Here is a 15,107-nt window from a genome sequence, read left to right on the forward strand (position 1 = left end):
CCGGGGGCCGCGCGTGATCGCGAAAATTGGAACACATTGATCTTATGGATCGCATAGGCCACTTGCCGCTGGCTTATCCTTTGGGCACCAGGAATGGGCTGCTTTGTTCGAGCGCCAAATGGCTCTACACGCCAATTAAGCGTTTGTTCCCCGGAGCGTCTCGAACAGAAACCAGATCCGCTGCTCCGCTTCATCGATCCAGTTCTCGAGCAGGCTCGCGGTCGCAACGTCGCCATGTTCGTCGCAAAGAGCATGCAGGGATCGCATGCTCGCGACCAGTTCGCCGGTGTCTTCCCTGAGCTCGGCGAGCATTCCATGTGCGTGCACAAAATCCGCATCATTGTCCCTGATACGCTGGCGACGAGCGATATCGCCGATCGACTTCAGCGTTACGCCGCCCAGCTTCCGCACCCTTTCGGCGAGGGGATCTGTGATGCCAAACAGTTGCTCGCCCTGATCATCGAGCATTCGGTGATAGTCGCGAAAGTGCGAACCGGACATATGCCAATGAAAGTTTTTTGTCTTTAAATAGAGAGCGAAAATGTCGGCCAAAAGCGTCGTGGCCGCGGCGGATATATCCTTGACTGCATCCTCGGATAAGCCCGTCGGCGTTTTCAGCGGCGCTGTCCGGCGTGATTTGAGAATCTGTTCCATGTTGTTTCCATGATCGGTTTGAACGCAGAGCATATATCGCTCGCGTAGGATTGGTTCGACGGTTACTGCATATGACCCGAGGCGATTGGATCAGTGATGGGGACGGTCTCGATGAGCGCCCCGTCACGCCCGAAATTCGAACTTTGTTCGGTGTGAGGCATCCAGGCGTTCGAGAGATCCAAAGGCTCGGCCAGAGAGGCGATGCCGTCGCGCACAACATCATCGGAATGGTGTCTGCACTTGATCACCGCTTCGCCCTCCTGGCTTAACAGGCTAACCTCAGTTCGTAGCAAGCGAAGCGGCTGCTTGTTCGATTACTGCGGCAACTTGTTTTGGATGCGAAAGAAGCGAAACATGGCTGGACTGCAGCACCGTGGTCTTTGCATTCATGCGCTTGGCTGCAGCTGCTTCAAGCTCCGGACTGATGACCCTGTCATTCGCGGAGACGATGTACCACGAGGGTTTCGTCTTCCATGCGGCCTGGGAAACCTTTTCGCCAAATGTCTTGGCAGCAAGGGGGCCTTGGGTGACCGCCAAAGTTTTCGCCTCAGCGACAGGGATATCGGGAGCGAAGTTCTTGAGAACCCCCTCTTCCGTCTGCACAACGAAACCTGCTTTGTCGGCTGAAACGGTCGAAAGTGCCGGAGGCGTGGGATAGGACTTGATCAGCGAGTCGCCAGTTTCACCGACGTCGGGGGCGAAAGCGGCGACGTAAACGAGCGCCGATACCTTGGGATCATTGCCGGCCTGTGTGATCACTGTTCCAGCCCAACTGTGACCGACCAGGACAACCTTGCCTTTGGCGTCGTCAATAATCCGCTTTGTGGCCGCGACATCGTCGCCAAGTGAGGTCAGCGGATTCTGAACCGTCATAACATTCAATCCCTTCCTTTGCAGAAGAGGAATGACTTTGTTCCAGCTGGACGCATCTGCCCATGCCCCATGAACAAGGACAACGGTGACGTCGGTTTTCTTTTCGGCAGCATAAGAAGATTCCGCGTACATCATCGTGGAGCCAAGCAAGATGGCAAGTGCGATAGAGTATTTCTTGAACATTTTAAGATCCTCTGGGTTAGAATATGGCTATAATACTTTTATACTTGAGTTATTCTTGCACATTCAGACACAATTTGAATAATTCACTTGATTCCCAACCGGACACGCTTAATGGCCGGCCCATCCCTCGAGGAACTCAAGCAGAAGGCCATTCACTCTTTCTGGCTGCTCCTCGTGTGGAAGGTGTCCGCACTGCTCGATGGCTTCGGCTCTCACATTGTGCGCCATTTCCCGCCATACCTCCGGCATGTCAAACATCTTGCCGACCGCCTCGAAGTCAGCCCCCCAAAGCGACAAGACCGGGCACTTGATTTTCACGTCGGCATCTATTTGATCCTGGGCGACATCTTCGCGGTTCGCTCGATAATCGGACATTGCTCCGCGGACCGCGCCCGGGCTTCGGTATGCTTGCACGTAGGTGTCAAAGTCCGCTCCGCTGATTGTATGCGGGTTGTAACACCAGTCGGAAAAGAAGTGACGGAGCCAAAGGTCCTCCTTTCCTGCGATCAATGTTTCGGGGAGTTCGGGCACCAGGTGAAAGAAGAAGAACCAGTAGGCCCGTGCGGTCTGCGCGTTCATGTTGCGCGCTACAAGGCGCGTCGGGACATTATCCATCACGACCAGCCGATCGACGATATGCGGATGATCCTTTGCGAAGCGCGTGGCCACGCGGGCACCGCGGTCATGGCCGACCAATGCAATTTTCCCGATATTCCTGGACTTCAGCAGTTCCAGAACGTCGAGAGCCATGTTCCGTTTGTCGTACCCGGCCGCCGGTTTGTCTGTCTCGCCATAACCCCGCAAGTCTGGTGCAATCACATGGTACTTTTCTGCCAGAACGGGTATCTGAAATCGCCACGCAAAGCTGGTTTCCGGAAACCCGTGTAAAAGAACTACGGTTGGCCCCGTTCCGGCTTCGAGGTAATGTTGGCGAATTCCGTTTGCGATGACGGTGTGGTGCCGAATGTCGGTCATTGTCGCACTCCTGCGTTTCTCGTGAATGTTGATTTCACTTGCCCGTAACGGACGCGGCCGAATAATTGGCGGGTATCCAATAGAACTCGCCCCCCTTGACGCCGACATGACCCAAACCGGGGAAGGAGATATGGGCTGCTCCGATCCAATAGCCCTTTCGAGCTGCATCCGAGTAGATTGCGTCTCGCTCGGCCACAGCCTCGTTCGCATCGCTGTCGTATGCGACGGTCACGCTCGGATCGGGGAATTGAACGGGCGCGACATGCACCACATCACCCCAAAGTAGAAGCTTCTGCCCGTCGCTCTCAACCTGATAGAAGCTGTGCCCAGGGGTATGACCCGCAGCGGCAATGGGACGGATACCCGGCGTAAGTTCCTGATCACTTTCAAACGGCTTGAACCGTCCAGCATCGATGTAGGGTTTAAGTGACACCTTGTCGCCATCAAACATCGGCTTCAGCAGAGCCGGAGCGGCCGCCTCGTCGGCTTCCGATAACCAGTAGTCCGCATCCGCCTTGCTCACGCGGACGGTCGCATTGGGAAAGGCCATTTTCCCGTTTGGAGCAATGCCCCCGACATGGTCCGCATGGAGATGGGTCAGGAAGATTTCATCGACTTGCTCGGGCTTGTAGCCGGCCGCGCGAAGGTTCTCGACAAGATGTCCGCAACACTTACCGTAAAGCGACCCCGCGCCACTATCGATCAGAACAAGTTTAGCGCCAGTGTTGACGAGAAAGGCGTTGATTGAGCCTTCGACGGGGGCTGTTAGCTCGTTTTGCGCCAGCAAGGCGTCCGCCTCACCGGGCGACACCTCATCGAGAGGGGCGACCTTTCCGGCAACTCCGCTGGCTGCGGGCGCGGCTTTGGTCAACACCTTGTGCACGGGAAACGGGTGCGTCCCGTCGGAAAGCGCCGTGATCTCAAATTTCCCGAGCGGCATACGATAAAAACCGGGTGCCTGAGTCCCGACAACGGGCGCTTCAGCCTCAGCAGGAACGAAGAAATAAGCGACAAGCACAGCCGGGACTGCCAGCTTGATCGCTGCAGAGGCCAGTCGGATGAAAAGCCTGGAACGGGCCAAGCGCGGTCGCGTGGGGTTGAATTTCATTTTTGATCTCCTTGCGTGGTGGCCAGCACCTTAACGCGGAGTCCAGACCATTCTTGCACAGGGCTTTTGCGATTTGTTGAAATCAACGCTTTATCGCCGTCAGCCAACAAACGGTTGGTTTTACGAACACGATTGGAAAGGCAGACGCTCACCGCAACAACGGGGGGATGAGGAAGACTTCCACACCCGCTGTCGCGGGAGGCGACTTGGCAGATGACGATTAGCAAGCCGTTGAAGAGACCAGCGGCGGGCGAAGGGGAGGATCGCCCGCCGAGCAACCAAAGACGATACCGAGGCGCGTTTGCCTGGTGTCGCTCTATTACGATTTGATGAAAGCGAGCACGTCGTTGTTGAACTTCTCTGCTTCGGTCTGGGCGAGTCCGTGCGGTGCTCCCGGATAGACCTTTAATATTGCATTCTTTACGATTTTGACCGTTTTTTCCGCGGATGCCGCGATCGGCACAATCTGATCGTCGTCCCCGTGAATCACGAGCGTCGGCTTTTCGATCTTCTTCAGGTCATCAGTGTAGTCGATCTCAGAGAATTCGCGGATGCAGTCATAGTGGCCCTTGATGCTGCCGATCATGCCTTCCAACCAGAAGGATTCGCGCAGGCCCTCATTTACCTTCGCGCCGTCCCGGTTGAAACCGTAGAACGGCATCGTCAGGTCCTTGAAAGTCTGCGAGCGGTCCGTCGCGGTGCCCTTTCGGATGTTATCGAAAACCTCGATGGGAGTGCCCTCCGGGTTCGAAGCCGTCTTCAACATCAGTGGCGGAACTGCGCCCACCAGGACGACCTTCGCGACCCGAGCGTTCCCATGACGACCGATGTAATGAGCAATTTCGCCCCCACCTGTGGAATGGCCGACAAGAACCAGGTTGCTGAGGTCGAGCTTCTCAATCAGTTCAGCCAAGTCGTCCGCGTATTGGTCCATGTTGTTGCCATCCCATGGTTGGTCCGATCGGCCGTGACCGCGCCGGTCATGAGCGATGACGCGGTATCCCTGCTGGCCGAAGAACAACATCTGCGCTTCCCACGCATCTCCGGACAACGGCCAACCGTGCGAGAAAAGGATAGGCTGGCCGGTTCCCCAATCCTTGTAAAAAATCTTGGTCTTGTCTTTCGTTTCGATGAAATCATGCATTGCCGACATTCCTTTTGTCTTTGCTGGGTTCGGATTGGTTCGCGCGAAAGCTGGCACCACCATCGCGGCGGAAAGCGTCACTCCGGCTACTACCCGGAGGCGTGGGGTTCCGTACGCTTTGATAGTGCTTCTGTTGGGATCCAATCTTGTCGGTTTATCCCGTGTTTGGACAAACCAAGCGCTGCGCAACGCGAAATAACAACCAAGCTGTCGCCCGGTGAAATCGGAACGCCTTGCGGGTTTCTAGATCAAAGGTTTTTCAAGAATTGTTGGGGACGACGCCCCGGGGAATGGCGACGGGCAAATAGCGGTATTTCAGATTGCGTCAACCCAAGCAAATGGCGCGTTCGGGGTGCATGATCTGCCCCATCCGCGGCGAGGGTTTATTGCGGACGATTTTTCCGCCGCCACATTCCAGGAGCTTCACCGACGATCTCGGAAAATACGCGCGTCAGGTGACTCTGGTCGGCAAAGCCGCAAGAGATGGCAATTTCCGCGATTGTTGTGTCAAGCAGAAGCATCTGCTTGGCGCGCGCCACGCGATACTCGATCAGCCAACGGTACGGTGTGCGTCCAAAGGTTTCTTTAAATGCCTTGATAAAGTAGCTGCGCGACAAACCGCACTCCGTCGCCAAATCAGCAATTGAAAATTGCTCATTGAGGTGCGCGGCCAGAAAGTCTATCGCCCGCCTCTCCTGCCATGCAGCAAGCACACCCTTCCTTCGCGAGGGAAAATGAAGTCCGCCATAGGTCTGTGTGAGGTGTGTGAGCATCGCAAGATTGATCTGTTCGAGGAACAGCTGACTTGCACGCTCCGGATTGGCAAGTGCGGGAAGGAGTGCCTGCGCCAAGCCGAGGACGACATCATCCTTCGTGCCAGGCGGACAAACAAAACCAGTAAACTCCGGCCTGCCGACTTCTTCAGTGAAGGCCCTGACATTTGAAAAAGGAATGTGAAAGCGGACGTTATCGAAAGGCGACAGATGCTGGCATTGCCACTGATCGCGAAGATCGGTAATCGCAAGCGTCCCTTTGGGATGCCCACCATCGTGGACGAGCGTGCCGCCCCTCCAAAGTCTGTGGGATTGAAAATCCGTGAGCTGGGTGATCACGTTAAAGGCATCATCACACGGAATCACCGGGCTCGGCGGCAGATCAAACTTGTCGTAGCTCATTCTCGTCACAACAATATTCGAAGCCGTGATTGACGACCTTTTGGGCTTCCTTAGTCCCTCGGAGAAAACATTTAGCAGCTCTTGGTCCAAAACCGGGTCTTTCCAATCGTGAATGTAGGCACGCCTGGGAGCGCGAGTGCATACTATACATCCGCTTGGTAAAAAACACCGGCAACTTTCAAAAAAGTGCGATTTTAATTATCGCCTGATTATTATTGACTTACCATGGGCGCGATTATTGAAGCCATCGGTTTCGCCAGACCGCAGGCGTCATGCCGGTTTCTCGCGAAAACACCTTGGTAAAATGACTTTGGTCGGTAAATCCGCATTCATCTGCAACTTTCGACAAGTTCATCGAACGGTTTGCGAGCAAGTCCTTAGCGTGTTCAACACGCAATTTGATCAGCCATTGATGTGGGGTTTGGCCAGTTGCGTTCTTGAACGCATGGGAAAAATGTCCGCTCGACAAGCCAGCCGAGGCCGCGATGGCCGTCACTGAAATGTCACTGCGGAAATGATCGATCATAAACTCCTTCGCCGTCTTTTCCTGCCAAGGTGACAGGGAGCCATTCTTGTACGAAGTGCCCAGCGACACGTCGCTATAGTTATGAAGGAGGTGCGCGCAGGTTGCGATGGCTATGTGTTGCAGCGCGGCTGGCGGTTTGGATGGTGATGCCTCGAATAGCGGAAGCAAAGCGACGCCGAGGTTACGCATTACAGGATCGATCTCGCCACGCTTGCAACGAAGTTTTCGAAACTGGGCCTCGGTTGATCTCTCGATAAGCTCGTCAAAAAGCGACTGAGGCAACCGGAACGCGAGCGCGTCCAGATCACTGTATAGACAGATTGATGCGCCATCGGTGAGATCCACCAAACACACGGATCCCTTCCGATAGTGGGTCACATCTGTGCGCGCCCCATCTGCGATAATGTCGCAATGACGCACATTTCTCAGATAAACCATCATGAAGTAGGCGTCCTGCGGAGGCAGCTCCACTGTGAAATCGGTGCCGTCCGCGACGGCCCGCTGAAGTCGAGTGACGGAAAAGGACGCCGCGTTCATCGGTTTCAAACTCAAGCAAGGGGCATGCGGCAATCCAAAATACGGACCGACACTTCCTTCCTTAGAAGCAATGGAATCCAATGTACCCTCCCAGCTGGCGCTTCAAATGCGCCACGATAGTCGCAATCAAAGCTGGGCCTCCTCAGTTTGCTAGCTTAGATTAGCCCCCAGTCAAGAGCAACTGGGGACAACAAACGTTCAATCGACACTGGCGGTTCATCCGAACCGTCCACGAGGCATAACAGTCTATGGGATTTTGCGCCTTTCTTGGGACAACTTCTTGTATGAGAGGCTTGCAATTTGACGGATATGTTCAGATCGTGGCCCGACGGCGGGATAAGGGCTCGACGAGCAGCGGGCGATAACGTCCAAAATAAGAGCTCATCATTCAAGATGATTGACACGACAACCGATTACAGTGGCACCTCGGCGAAGAGGCAACGGAAATAGTGGCACAACGTAAGCGGACCCCACCCCATTTTAGAAGCGAGTGCTTCCTTGCCCTCGCAAACCTGTCCGTCGGTAGAGCCCGATGGTGAATCGGCGACTTATCGAGCGATGGCATGCTGAGAATGTTCCCCTTGGCACAAGCGGATTGCAGCGGCGCATACGACTGATCGGAGCAGCTTGCCTAGTCTGCATTATTTTTCTGATCGACACTTTCACTTCCCTTGGCAGTGCGATTGCCGTTCTCTACGTCCTCGTCCTTGTTCTGGCCGGCGACTTCGGGAACCGATTGTGGACACTGTTTTGGTCCTTGGTCTGCGCTGCGCTGACCCTTGCCAGTTTTGCCTATGTCCACGGATATCAAGGGGACCCGCAGGCGGTGCTGCGGCTCCTGTTCAGCCTTTCGACCAACATCGTGACCACCGTCCTGGTCCTACGACGCCACGCTGACCGCGTCATATTGGAGGCGCAGGCCCGTCTGTTGGATTTAACGAACGACGCGATCTTCCTGCGAGACAGTTCGGGAAGAATCGTCTTTTGGAACCGTGGAGCCCAGCAGCTTTACGGTTGGTCCAGCAGCGAGGTATTTGGCCGCGACAGCTCACGAGCTGTTGCAGACCCGTTTCCCCGGCTCACGCGATGATGCCGAGGCGGCACTCATTGCAAGCGGACACTGGCAAGGAGAACTCAGGGTTCGAGATCAAAGACGGGCGGGAAATCGACGTTTTGGGCCGCTGGCGTCTGCAAAAAGATCGGCATGGCACGGCCTCTACCATTCTTGAAACCAATACGGACATCTCCGAGCAAAAGGTTGCGGACCGAGCGCTGAAAGTCAGCGAGCATCGATTTCGAACAATTTTCGAAACACTTGCGGTGGCGATCTGGGAACATGACTTCAGGGATGTAAAACACGAGCTCGACGCGCTGCACAGGACAGGCGTCCAGGACATGCGTCAATACCTGGCCCAGCATCCGGAGTTTGTACAAAAGGCACGTCGGCTGGTTCGAATAACAGATGTAAACCAGACGGCGCTGAAGCTGATGGGCGTCCCGAGCAAGGAAGAATTTTTCACTCATCTTGACGAGTTTCTTCCCGATACCGATGAAAGCTTCGCGCAATGCCTGATCGCGATCGACGAGGGTCATTCAACATTTCAATCGGAAGCGACGGTCAGGGGACGGCACGGCAAGCTCATAAATGTCATCGTCGTCCTCAGTTTTCCGCCAAATGGCGCTGGCCTCGACCGCATTCAAGGCAGCATCGTAGATATTACAGAACGACTTGCTATTCAGAATACGCTCGAGCAAACCAGACGGGAGCTTGAACAGGCATCCCGCGCCGCCATGATTGGCGAGATCTCCGCATCCATCGCTCACGAGGTCAACCAACCGCTATCGGCGATCACGACGTCCGCGCAAGCCGCCCAACGCTGGTTGGCCAAAAGTCCACCCGATATAAGTGAAGCTCATACGGCCCTGGCGGATGTCGTGATCGCCGCACAACACGCCGATGGTGTCGTCAAACGCGTCCGCATGCTCCTAAGCAAGAGCAAGACGGACATGGGAGAGCTGTTGCTTGACGAAGTCATCGCCGACACCGTTCACTTGAAGCGGGGGGAACTTGAGGCTCAAGACATAGATTTGTCTCTGAACCTGCGCGCGGTGAGCACGGTGATTGAGGGCGATCGCATTCTACTGCAACAAGTGGTCAGCAACATCGTCACGAACGCCATCCAGGCTATGGAGTCGGTACCACGGGACCGCAGGAGTTTATCGATCGTGACTGAAGCTGGTGACAACGACGTCCGGATTCTGCATTGCTGATTCCGGCCCGGGCCTCGCGCCCGAAATGGCAGAAAGAACGTTTCGAGCATTTTCAACGACAAAAGACTCCGGAATGGGGCTGGGGTTGGCTATATGCCGCTCCATTGTAACGGCTCACAGCGGCTCCATTGCGATCGTCAACCGGGACGACGCGGAGGGCGCACTCGTTGAGATACGTCTGCCCAATACCCTCTCTCTGCACTCGACAGATACATTCGAGATGACGGCATAGCTGAGTAACGCGGCCGCTCGTGTCACGACGGCAGTGTTCCCCCACCAAGGATCGTGCCTCACACTGCCGGTGTTGGGAGCATTGGTCGACCTCTCGACGAAAAGCATGAGCATTCGCTCCGCCGCTCTTAGGTGACCGTGCAAATCTTCAAAACGGAATTCAATCAGACAAGACGCGCATCGGCTGCCTCGACCATAGTCGCCACGAAACTGAAAATGTTTTTCAGTCGAGAGGAGCCGTTATGTCCATCAAAGCCACCCCAACGCCAGGATCCCAACTGGTATCCCCGAAAGACCACACGCTGATTCTGATCGATTTCCAGTCGCAGATGTCTTTTGCCACAAAATCGATCGATGCAGTAAATCTGCGGAACAATGCCGCGCTTATATCCAACGCAGCTGCCGGTTTCGGAGTTTCCACCATCCTGACCACCGTGGCGGAAAAGAGCTTCTCTGGCCCTATGTTCACAGAGATTACCGATGCATTCGAAGGCAAAACACTTTTCGATCGAACTTCGATGAACACCTGGGAAGATGCCGCCGTTATCGAAGAAGTCAACCGTATCGGCAAGAACAGGGTTGTCCTCGCCGGACTTTGGACGTCGGTATGCATTGTGGGTCCGGCGCTTTCGGCACTTGATCAGGGTTTCGAGGTCTATTTCATCAGCGACGCTTGCGGAGACGTGTCCACCGAGGCGCACGAACGCGCGTCCGACCGGATGATTCAGGCCGGAGCTCGGCCCATGACCTCCCTTCAATACATGCTTGAACTGCAGCGGGATTGGGCACGCACGGAAACGTACGACATGACCACCGGAATCGCCAAGAAGTTTGGCGGGGCATACGGGCTTGGCATCATTTACGCAAAGACCATGTTTGGTGCCCACGAGGGCTAATGTCTGCACAGGTGCGCCGGCACTGCCCCGGCGCACCTCCCCTTCTGATGTAATGTTAGTCAAGGAGCCGATGGGTTCATGAGAATGTATCTGATATCACTCGCAGCGGGCCTGTTGGTTGGCGTGATCTATGCGCTACTCAATGTCCGGTCTCCCGCCCCTCCGGTTGTTGCCCTGATCGGCTTGCTTGGCATCCTGGTGGGGGAACAAATTCCACCGCTTGTAAAGCACCTCTGGAGCAAAGAACCAGCTGCGGTTTCCTGGCTCAACCAGATCAAGCCCCACGTGTTCGGTGATTTACCCAAAGCCGCAACAGTCTCGAAGCGTGGTGACGCCGTCACTAAGCGGAGCCAAGGCTGATGCCGACACGCCGCAATTTCTTGGAGGCTGCTGCCTCAGGCATCGCGTTGTCGAAGCTTATCTCGCCTGTGTTCGCAAGCGACAAAAACACCAATCCCGGAGAAACCAACATGGCTGCCGAACTCATCCTCTATCACGGCAAGATTACGACTCTGGACCGCGGCAACCCAAACCCCACTGCAGTAGCGATCAAGGACGGGAAATTTTTGGCGGTAGGGCAGGACGACGAGATTTTGGCGCTTCGAAACTCGGAAACGACGGTTATCGATCTCAAGGGACGTCGGGCATTGCCCGGGCTGATTGACAATCATCTCCACATCATCCGGGGAGGATTGAACTTCAATATGGAGCTGAGGTGGGATGGAGTGCGGTCGCTGGCCGACGCTATGGACATGCTGAAGCGTCAGGTCGCAATCACGCCTCCCCCGCAATGGGTGCGCGTCGTCGGCGGTTTCACCGAACACCAGTTCGCGGAGAAACGTCTGCCCACCATTGATGAGATCAACGCAGCAGCCCCCGATACTCCCGTTTTCCTGCTGCACCTCTATGACCGCGCGCTCCTTAATGGAGCGGCCTTGCGGGCCGTCGGTTACGATCGTGACACTCCGGCACCCCATGGGGGCGAGATCACGCGGGACGCCAAGGGGAATCCCACCGGCCTGCTCTTGGCCAAGCCGAATGCCGCTATCCTCTATGCTACGCTCGCCAAGGGGCCAAAGCTGCCGTTCGATTACCAGATGAATTCGACGCGTCATTTCATGCGGGAGCTGAACCGCCTTGGAGTTACGGGAGCAATCGATGCAGGCGGCGGATTTCAGAATTATCCTGACGACTACGCGGTGATCCAGAAGCTTTCTGACGAAGGGCAACTGACCATCCGCCTTGCGTACAATCTCTTCACTCAAAAACCCGATGAAGAGAAGGAAGACTTCCTCAATTGGACACGCACATCGAAATACAAGCAAGGTGACGACTATTTCCGTCACAACGGAGCCGGCGAAATGCTGGTTTTCTCCGCCGCCGATTTCGAGGATTTTCGCCAGCCCCGGCCGGACATGCCGACGGAGATGGAAGATGATCTCGAGGGCGTAGTTCGGATTCTGGCGGAAAACCGCTGGCCATGGCGGATGCATGCGACCTACGACGAAACGATCTCCCGTTCCCTCGATGTGTTCGAGAAAGTGAACAAGGAAATCCCCCTGGAAGGACTCAACTGGTTTTTCGACCACGCCGAAACAATTTCAGATCAGTCGATAGACCGGATCGCGGCGCTTGGCGGCGGCATAGCTGTTCAGCACCGCATGGCTTACCAGGGCGAATACTTTGTCGAGCGCTATGGACAGGGTGCAGCCGAGGCGACACCGCCCGTAGCGAAGATTCTTGAAAAAGGCGTCAAGGTGTCGGCAGGTACCGACGCCACCCGCGTCGCTTCCTACAATCCATGGGTTTCGCTCTCATGGCTGATAACCGGCCGCACGGTCGGCGGTATGCGAATCTATCCCGAGCGAAACTGCTTGGACCGCGAGACGGCGCTCCGGATGTGGACGGAGAACGTGACCTGGTTTTCGAACGAGGAAGGCAAGAAGGGACGGGTAGAAAAAGGTCAACTGGCCGACCTCATCATTCCTGACCGCGACTTCTTCTCGTGCGGGGAAGATGAGATCAGCCACATCACGTCTGAACTGACCATTGTTGGTGGCAAGGTTGTCTACGGCAGCGGTGATTTTGAAGTTCTGAACGAAAATCCGGTGCCGCCTGCCATGCCCGACTGGTCTCCGGTGCGGACGTTTGGCGGTTACGCGGCTTGGGGCGAACCCCAAGGCGCAGGCAAGAACTCGTTGCGCATCAAGGCGGCATCGATGTGCGGCTGCAGCAATACTTGCAACGTACATGGGCACGATCACGCCAACGCCTGGTCCAAACAACTTCCGATCTCAGACCTCAAGGGATTTTGGGGTGCGCTCGGCTGTGCGTGTTGGGCGGTCTGATGTCGGATCTGACTGTTCTAGTGGTTCGCCTGTTGCTGGTGGCACACCGCGCGCTGCAATACCCGGTCGCGAAGATGGGAGGCAACAATGTCTGAGGAACGCTTATCGATGGTGACTGGCGTAGCTGCGCGGTTTGCCGCGCCGGCAGTGAGATGGCTTGCCATGCTTGGCCTCTGTGCTGCTTATATACAGGGCGCCCTCACAAAGCTCTTCGACTTCAGTAGCGCCATTGCGGAAATGAATCACTTCGGGCTCGCGCCCGTAGTGCCTTTTGCAGTCTTGACCATTGCGCTCGAGTTGATTGCGTCGCTCATGATACTGAGCGGGATTTACCGCTGGTTAGGAGCGCTCGGCCTCGCGGGATTTACGCTGCTGGCAACTTTTGTCGCAAACCGCTTCTGGGAAGCGCTGCCTCCCGAACGGTTCATGATGACGAATTCGTTCTTCGAGCATCTCGGCCTGGTCGGAGGTTTCGTTCTAATAGCCTGGCACGACCTTCGCCCTCAAGGCGGCGAGAATAACGGAAAACCAACATGACCAATGTATCAAAATCGGATTCTAAGGCATCCGAGACGAGCGGCTTTGCGCCTTTCCGTCAGCCCGTGTTCGCAGTTCTCTGGGCAGCGACCGTCCTCGGAAACACCGGAAGCTTCATGCGTGATGTGGCAAGCTCCTGGTTGGTGACTGATCTGTCAAGCGCCCCAGCGGCAGTCGCAATGGTTCAGGCTGCAGGGACACTGCCGATTTTCTTGTTGGCGATTCCTGCGGGAGTGATGTCCGACATTCTCGACCGCCGCAAGTTCCTTATCGTCATACAGCTTCTGCTCGCAGCGGTAAGCGCATCGCTGATGATACTATCCTACAGCGGCTTGCTGACCGTGAGTTCCCTCGTTGCCCTGACTTTCGTCGGAGGCATTGGGGCCGCACTCATGGGCCCGACGTGGCAGGCTATCGTGCCTGAACTTGTTCCCCGTCAGGACCTGAAGAGTGCAGTCGCACTGAATTCGCTCGGCATCAACATCGCGCGATCCATCGGGCCGGCCGCAGGCGGACTCATCCTTGCCGCGCTTGGAGCAGCCGTCACCTACAGTGCCGACGTGATCAGTTATGCCTTCGTCATAGCTGCGCTGATCTGGTGGCGCAGGGCCCCCGACGCAGACGATGCACTTTCGGAACATTTCTTCGGCGCATTTCGGGCAGGATTGAGATACGCTCGAGCAAGCCGCGAACTGCATATTGTGCTTCTCCGCGCCGCAATTTTCTTCGCATTCTCCAGCGCCGTGTGGGCCTTGCTTCCATTGGTGGCACGAAACCTGCTCGGAGGTGATGCGGGCTTTTACGGGATCTTGCTAGGCGCTGTGGGAGCCGGCGCAATCGTAGGGGCGCTCTTGCTGCCGAGGCTCCGTTCACGGCTCGATGCCGACGGTCTGCTTTTAGCATCTGCGATAGCGACAGCGATCGTCATGGGCATGTTGTCGATCGCGCCACCGCGCTGGCTGGCCATCATGGTCTTGCTGGTCCTCGGCGCTGCCTGGATTATCGCGCTGACGACATTAAATGGTGCGGCTCAGGCCATTCTTCCCAATTGGGTCCGTGGCAGAGCACTGGCCGTTTATCTGACCGTATTCAACGGAGCGATGGCTGGCGGGAGTTTGGGCTGGGGTGCAGTAGCAGAGGCGGTAGGCGTTCCCAACACGCTTGTTATCGGCGCGTTGGGATTGGCCGTCGTCGCGCTTGTTCTCCATCGGATTAAACTGCCCATAGGTGAAGCCGACCTTGTAGCGTCCAATCATTGGCCTGAACCCCTTATTGCCGATCCCATTGAACATGACCGCGGGCCCGTCCTTATCCTCATCGAATATGCCGTGCGTAAAAACGACCGGACCGCATTCCTGCAGGCCTTGGCTGAGCTTTCCGAAGAACGGAGGCGGGATGGCGCGTATAGTTGGGGAGTGACCGAAGACTCTGCTGATCCCGAAAAGATCGTGGAGTGGTTCATGGTGGAATCTTGGGCCGAGCATCTCCGGCAACATAAGAGGGTCTCAAAAGCTGATGCTGATCTTCAGCAGGAAACAATAAAATTCCATATCGGTCCGGACAGGCCGGTCGTGAGGCATTTCTTGACACTGGATGCACGCCGGGTGAACCGCAAGTCCAAGCGGAAGACGGTAACGACATGACCGACG

The 15,107-nt window shown here is 56.0% G+C and carries 16 protein-coding genes; 8 read left to right on the top strand and 8 right to left on the bottom strand.

From position 1 onward, the window contains the following. Positions 1–135 precede the first annotated feature (135 nt). From N8E89_RS18725 to N8E89_RS18760, 8 genes are all read right to left on the bottom strand, one after another. Positions 136–654 carry a Dps family protein gene (locus tag N8E89_RS18725; RefSeq protein ID WP_262262737.1) on the bottom strand — a complete coding sequence of 173 codons (519 nt, stop codon included), beginning with the start codon at positions 652–654 and terminating at the stop codon, positions 136–138. 62 nt (positions 655–716) lie between these two features. Beyond that, a complete protein-coding gene (locus N8E89_RS18730) occupies positions 717–902 on the bottom strand; it encodes a hypothetical protein (protein ID WP_262262738.1) in 186 nt (61 codons plus the stop codon). Between the two features lie 31 nt (positions 903–933). Continuing rightward, positions 934–1,710: an alpha/beta hydrolase gene (locus N8E89_RS18735; RefSeq protein ID WP_315975719.1), complete on the bottom strand. Its 777-nt coding sequence runs from the start codon at positions 1,708–1,710 to the stop codon at positions 934–936. Positions 1,711–1,818: 108 nt separating this feature from the next. Further along, positions 1,819–2,685: an alpha/beta fold hydrolase gene (locus tag N8E89_RS18740; protein ID WP_262262739.1), complete on the bottom strand. Its 867-nt coding sequence runs from the start codon at positions 2,683–2,685 to the stop codon at positions 1,819–1,821. Positions 2,686–2,719: 34 nt separating this feature from the next. Then, the gene (locus N8E89_RS18745; protein ID WP_262262740.1) at positions 2,720–3,793 is read right to left on the bottom strand and encodes an MBL fold metallo-hydrolase; all 1,074 of its coding nucleotides are present in this window, start codon (positions 3,791–3,793) and stop codon (positions 2,720–2,722) included. Positions 3,794–4,112: 319 nt separating this feature from the next. After that, positions 4,113–4,937 carry an alpha/beta fold hydrolase gene (locus N8E89_RS18750; RefSeq protein WP_315975720.1) on the bottom strand — a complete coding sequence of 275 codons (825 nt, stop codon included), beginning with the start codon at positions 4,935–4,937 and terminating at the stop codon, positions 4,113–4,115. Positions 4,938–5,320: 383 nt separating this feature from the next. Next, positions 5,321–6,112: a helix-turn-helix domain-containing protein gene (locus tag N8E89_RS18755; protein WP_262262742.1), complete on the bottom strand. Its 792-nt coding sequence runs from the start codon at positions 6,110–6,112 to the stop codon at positions 5,321–5,323. A 235-nt stretch (positions 6,113–6,347) separates the two neighbouring features. Then, positions 6,348–7,256 carry a helix-turn-helix domain-containing protein gene (locus N8E89_RS18760; protein WP_262262743.1) on the bottom strand — a complete coding sequence of 303 codons (909 nt, stop codon included), beginning with the start codon at positions 7,254–7,256 and terminating at the stop codon, positions 6,348–6,350. 451 nt (positions 7,257–7,707) lie between these two features. Here N8E89_RS18760 and N8E89_RS18765 point away from each other — a divergent pair, with 451 nt between their 5' ends. The 8 genes from N8E89_RS18765 to N8E89_RS18795 all read left to right on the top strand — a co-directional run bounded on the left by N8E89_RS18765 (position 7,708) and on the right by N8E89_RS18795 (position 15,101). Further along, positions 7,708–8,265, top strand: coding sequence for a PAS domain-containing protein (locus N8E89_RS18765; protein WP_262262744.1), 558 nt, complete (start codon positions 7,708–7,710; stop codon positions 8,263–8,265). 17 nt (positions 8,266–8,282) lie between these two features. Continuing rightward, on the top strand, positions 8,283–9,446 hold the full coding sequence (locus N8E89_RS18770; protein WP_262262745.1) for a PAS domain-containing sensor histidine kinase: 1,164 nt from the start codon (positions 8,283–8,285) through the stop codon (positions 9,444–9,446). A 25-nt stretch (positions 9,447–9,471) separates the two neighbouring features. Continuing rightward, entirely contained in the window at positions 9,472–9,678 is a 207-nt protein-coding gene (locus tag N8E89_RS29390) for an ATP-binding protein (RefSeq protein WP_410010425.1), read from the top strand. 241 nt (positions 9,679–9,919) lie between these two features. Continuing rightward, complete coding sequence (locus tag N8E89_RS18775) at positions 9,920–10,573, top strand: hydrolase (RefSeq protein WP_262262746.1); 654 nt, start codon at positions 9,920–9,922, stop codon at positions 10,571–10,573. A 78-nt stretch (positions 10,574–10,651) separates the two neighbouring features. Continuing rightward, a complete protein-coding gene (locus N8E89_RS18780; protein ID WP_262262747.1) occupies positions 10,652–10,933 on the top strand; it encodes a XapX domain-containing protein in 282 nt (93 codons plus the stop codon). Then, entirely contained in the window at positions 10,933–12,921 is a 1,989-nt protein-coding gene (locus N8E89_RS18785; RefSeq protein ID WP_262262748.1) for an amidohydrolase, read from the top strand. Before N8E89_RS18780 ends, N8E89_RS18785 begins: the two co-directional genes overlap by 1 nt. Positions 12,922–13,008: 87 nt before the next feature. Next, positions 13,009–13,458, top strand: a complete 450-nt coding sequence (locus N8E89_RS18790) for a DoxX family protein (protein WP_262262749.1) — start codon at positions 13,009–13,011, stop codon at positions 13,456–13,458. After that, a complete protein-coding gene (locus N8E89_RS18795; RefSeq protein WP_262262750.1) occupies positions 13,455–15,101 on the top strand; it encodes an MFS transporter in 1,647 nt (548 codons plus the stop codon). Before N8E89_RS18790 ends, N8E89_RS18795 begins: the two co-directional genes overlap by 4 nt. Positions 15,102–15,107: the final 6 nt, after the last annotated feature.

The sequence above is a fragment of the Phyllobacterium sp. A18/5-2 genome, assembly GCF_025452215.1.
Taxonomy (GTDB): Bacteria; Pseudomonadota; Alphaproteobacteria; order Rhizobiales; family Rhizobiaceae; genus Phyllobacterium; species Phyllobacterium sophorae.

What these genes read in the sequence shown, in the direction of transcription:
- N8E89_RS18775 (WP_262262746.1), top strand. Translation starts at nt 9,920, where the DNA reads ATGTCCATCAAAGCCACCCCAACGCCAGGATCCCAACTGGTATCCCCG.
- N8E89_RS18735 (WP_315975719.1), bottom strand. Translation starts at nt 1,710, where the DNA reads ATGTTCAAGAAATACTCTATCGCACTTGCCATCTTGCTTGGCTCCACG.
- N8E89_RS18755 (WP_262262742.1), bottom strand. Translation starts at nt 6,112, where the DNA reads ATGAGCTACGACAAGTTTGATCTGCCGCCGAGCCCGGTGATTCCGTGT.
- N8E89_RS18785 (WP_262262748.1), top strand. Translation starts at nt 10,933, where the DNA reads ATGCCGACACGCCGCAATTTCTTGGAGGCTGCTGCCTCAGGCATCGCG.
- N8E89_RS18780 (WP_262262747.1), top strand. Translation starts at nt 10,652, where the DNA reads ATGAGAATGTATCTGATATCACTCGCAGCGGGCCTGTTGGTTGGCGTG.
- N8E89_RS29390 (WP_410010425.1), top strand. Translation starts at nt 9,472, where the DNA reads ATGGCAGAAAGAACGTTTCGAGCATTTTCAACGACAAAAGACTCCGGA.
- N8E89_RS18725 (WP_262262737.1), bottom strand. Translation starts at nt 654, where the DNA reads ATGGAACAGATTCTCAAATCACGCCGGACAGCGCCGCTGAAAACGCCG.
- N8E89_RS18790 (WP_262262749.1), top strand. Translation starts at nt 13,009, where the DNA reads ATGTCTGAGGAACGCTTATCGATGGTGACTGGCGTAGCTGCGCGGTTT.
- N8E89_RS18750 (WP_315975720.1), bottom strand. Translation starts at nt 4,937, where the DNA reads ATGCATGATTTCATCGAAACGAAAGACAAGACCAAGATTTTTTACAAG.
- N8E89_RS18740 (WP_262262739.1), bottom strand. Translation starts at nt 2,685, where the DNA reads ATGACCGACATTCGGCACCACACCGTCATCGCAAACGGAATTCGCCAA.
- N8E89_RS18795 (WP_262262750.1), top strand. Translation starts at nt 13,455, where the DNA reads ATGACCAATGTATCAAAATCGGATTCTAAGGCATCCGAGACGAGCGGC.
- N8E89_RS18765 (WP_262262744.1), top strand. Translation starts at nt 7,708, where the DNA reads ATGGTGAATCGGCGACTTATCGAGCGATGGCATGCTGAGAATGTTCCC.
- N8E89_RS18745 (WP_262262740.1), bottom strand. Translation starts at nt 3,793, where the DNA reads ATGAAATTCAACCCCACGCGACCGCGCTTGGCCCGTTCCAGGCTTTTC.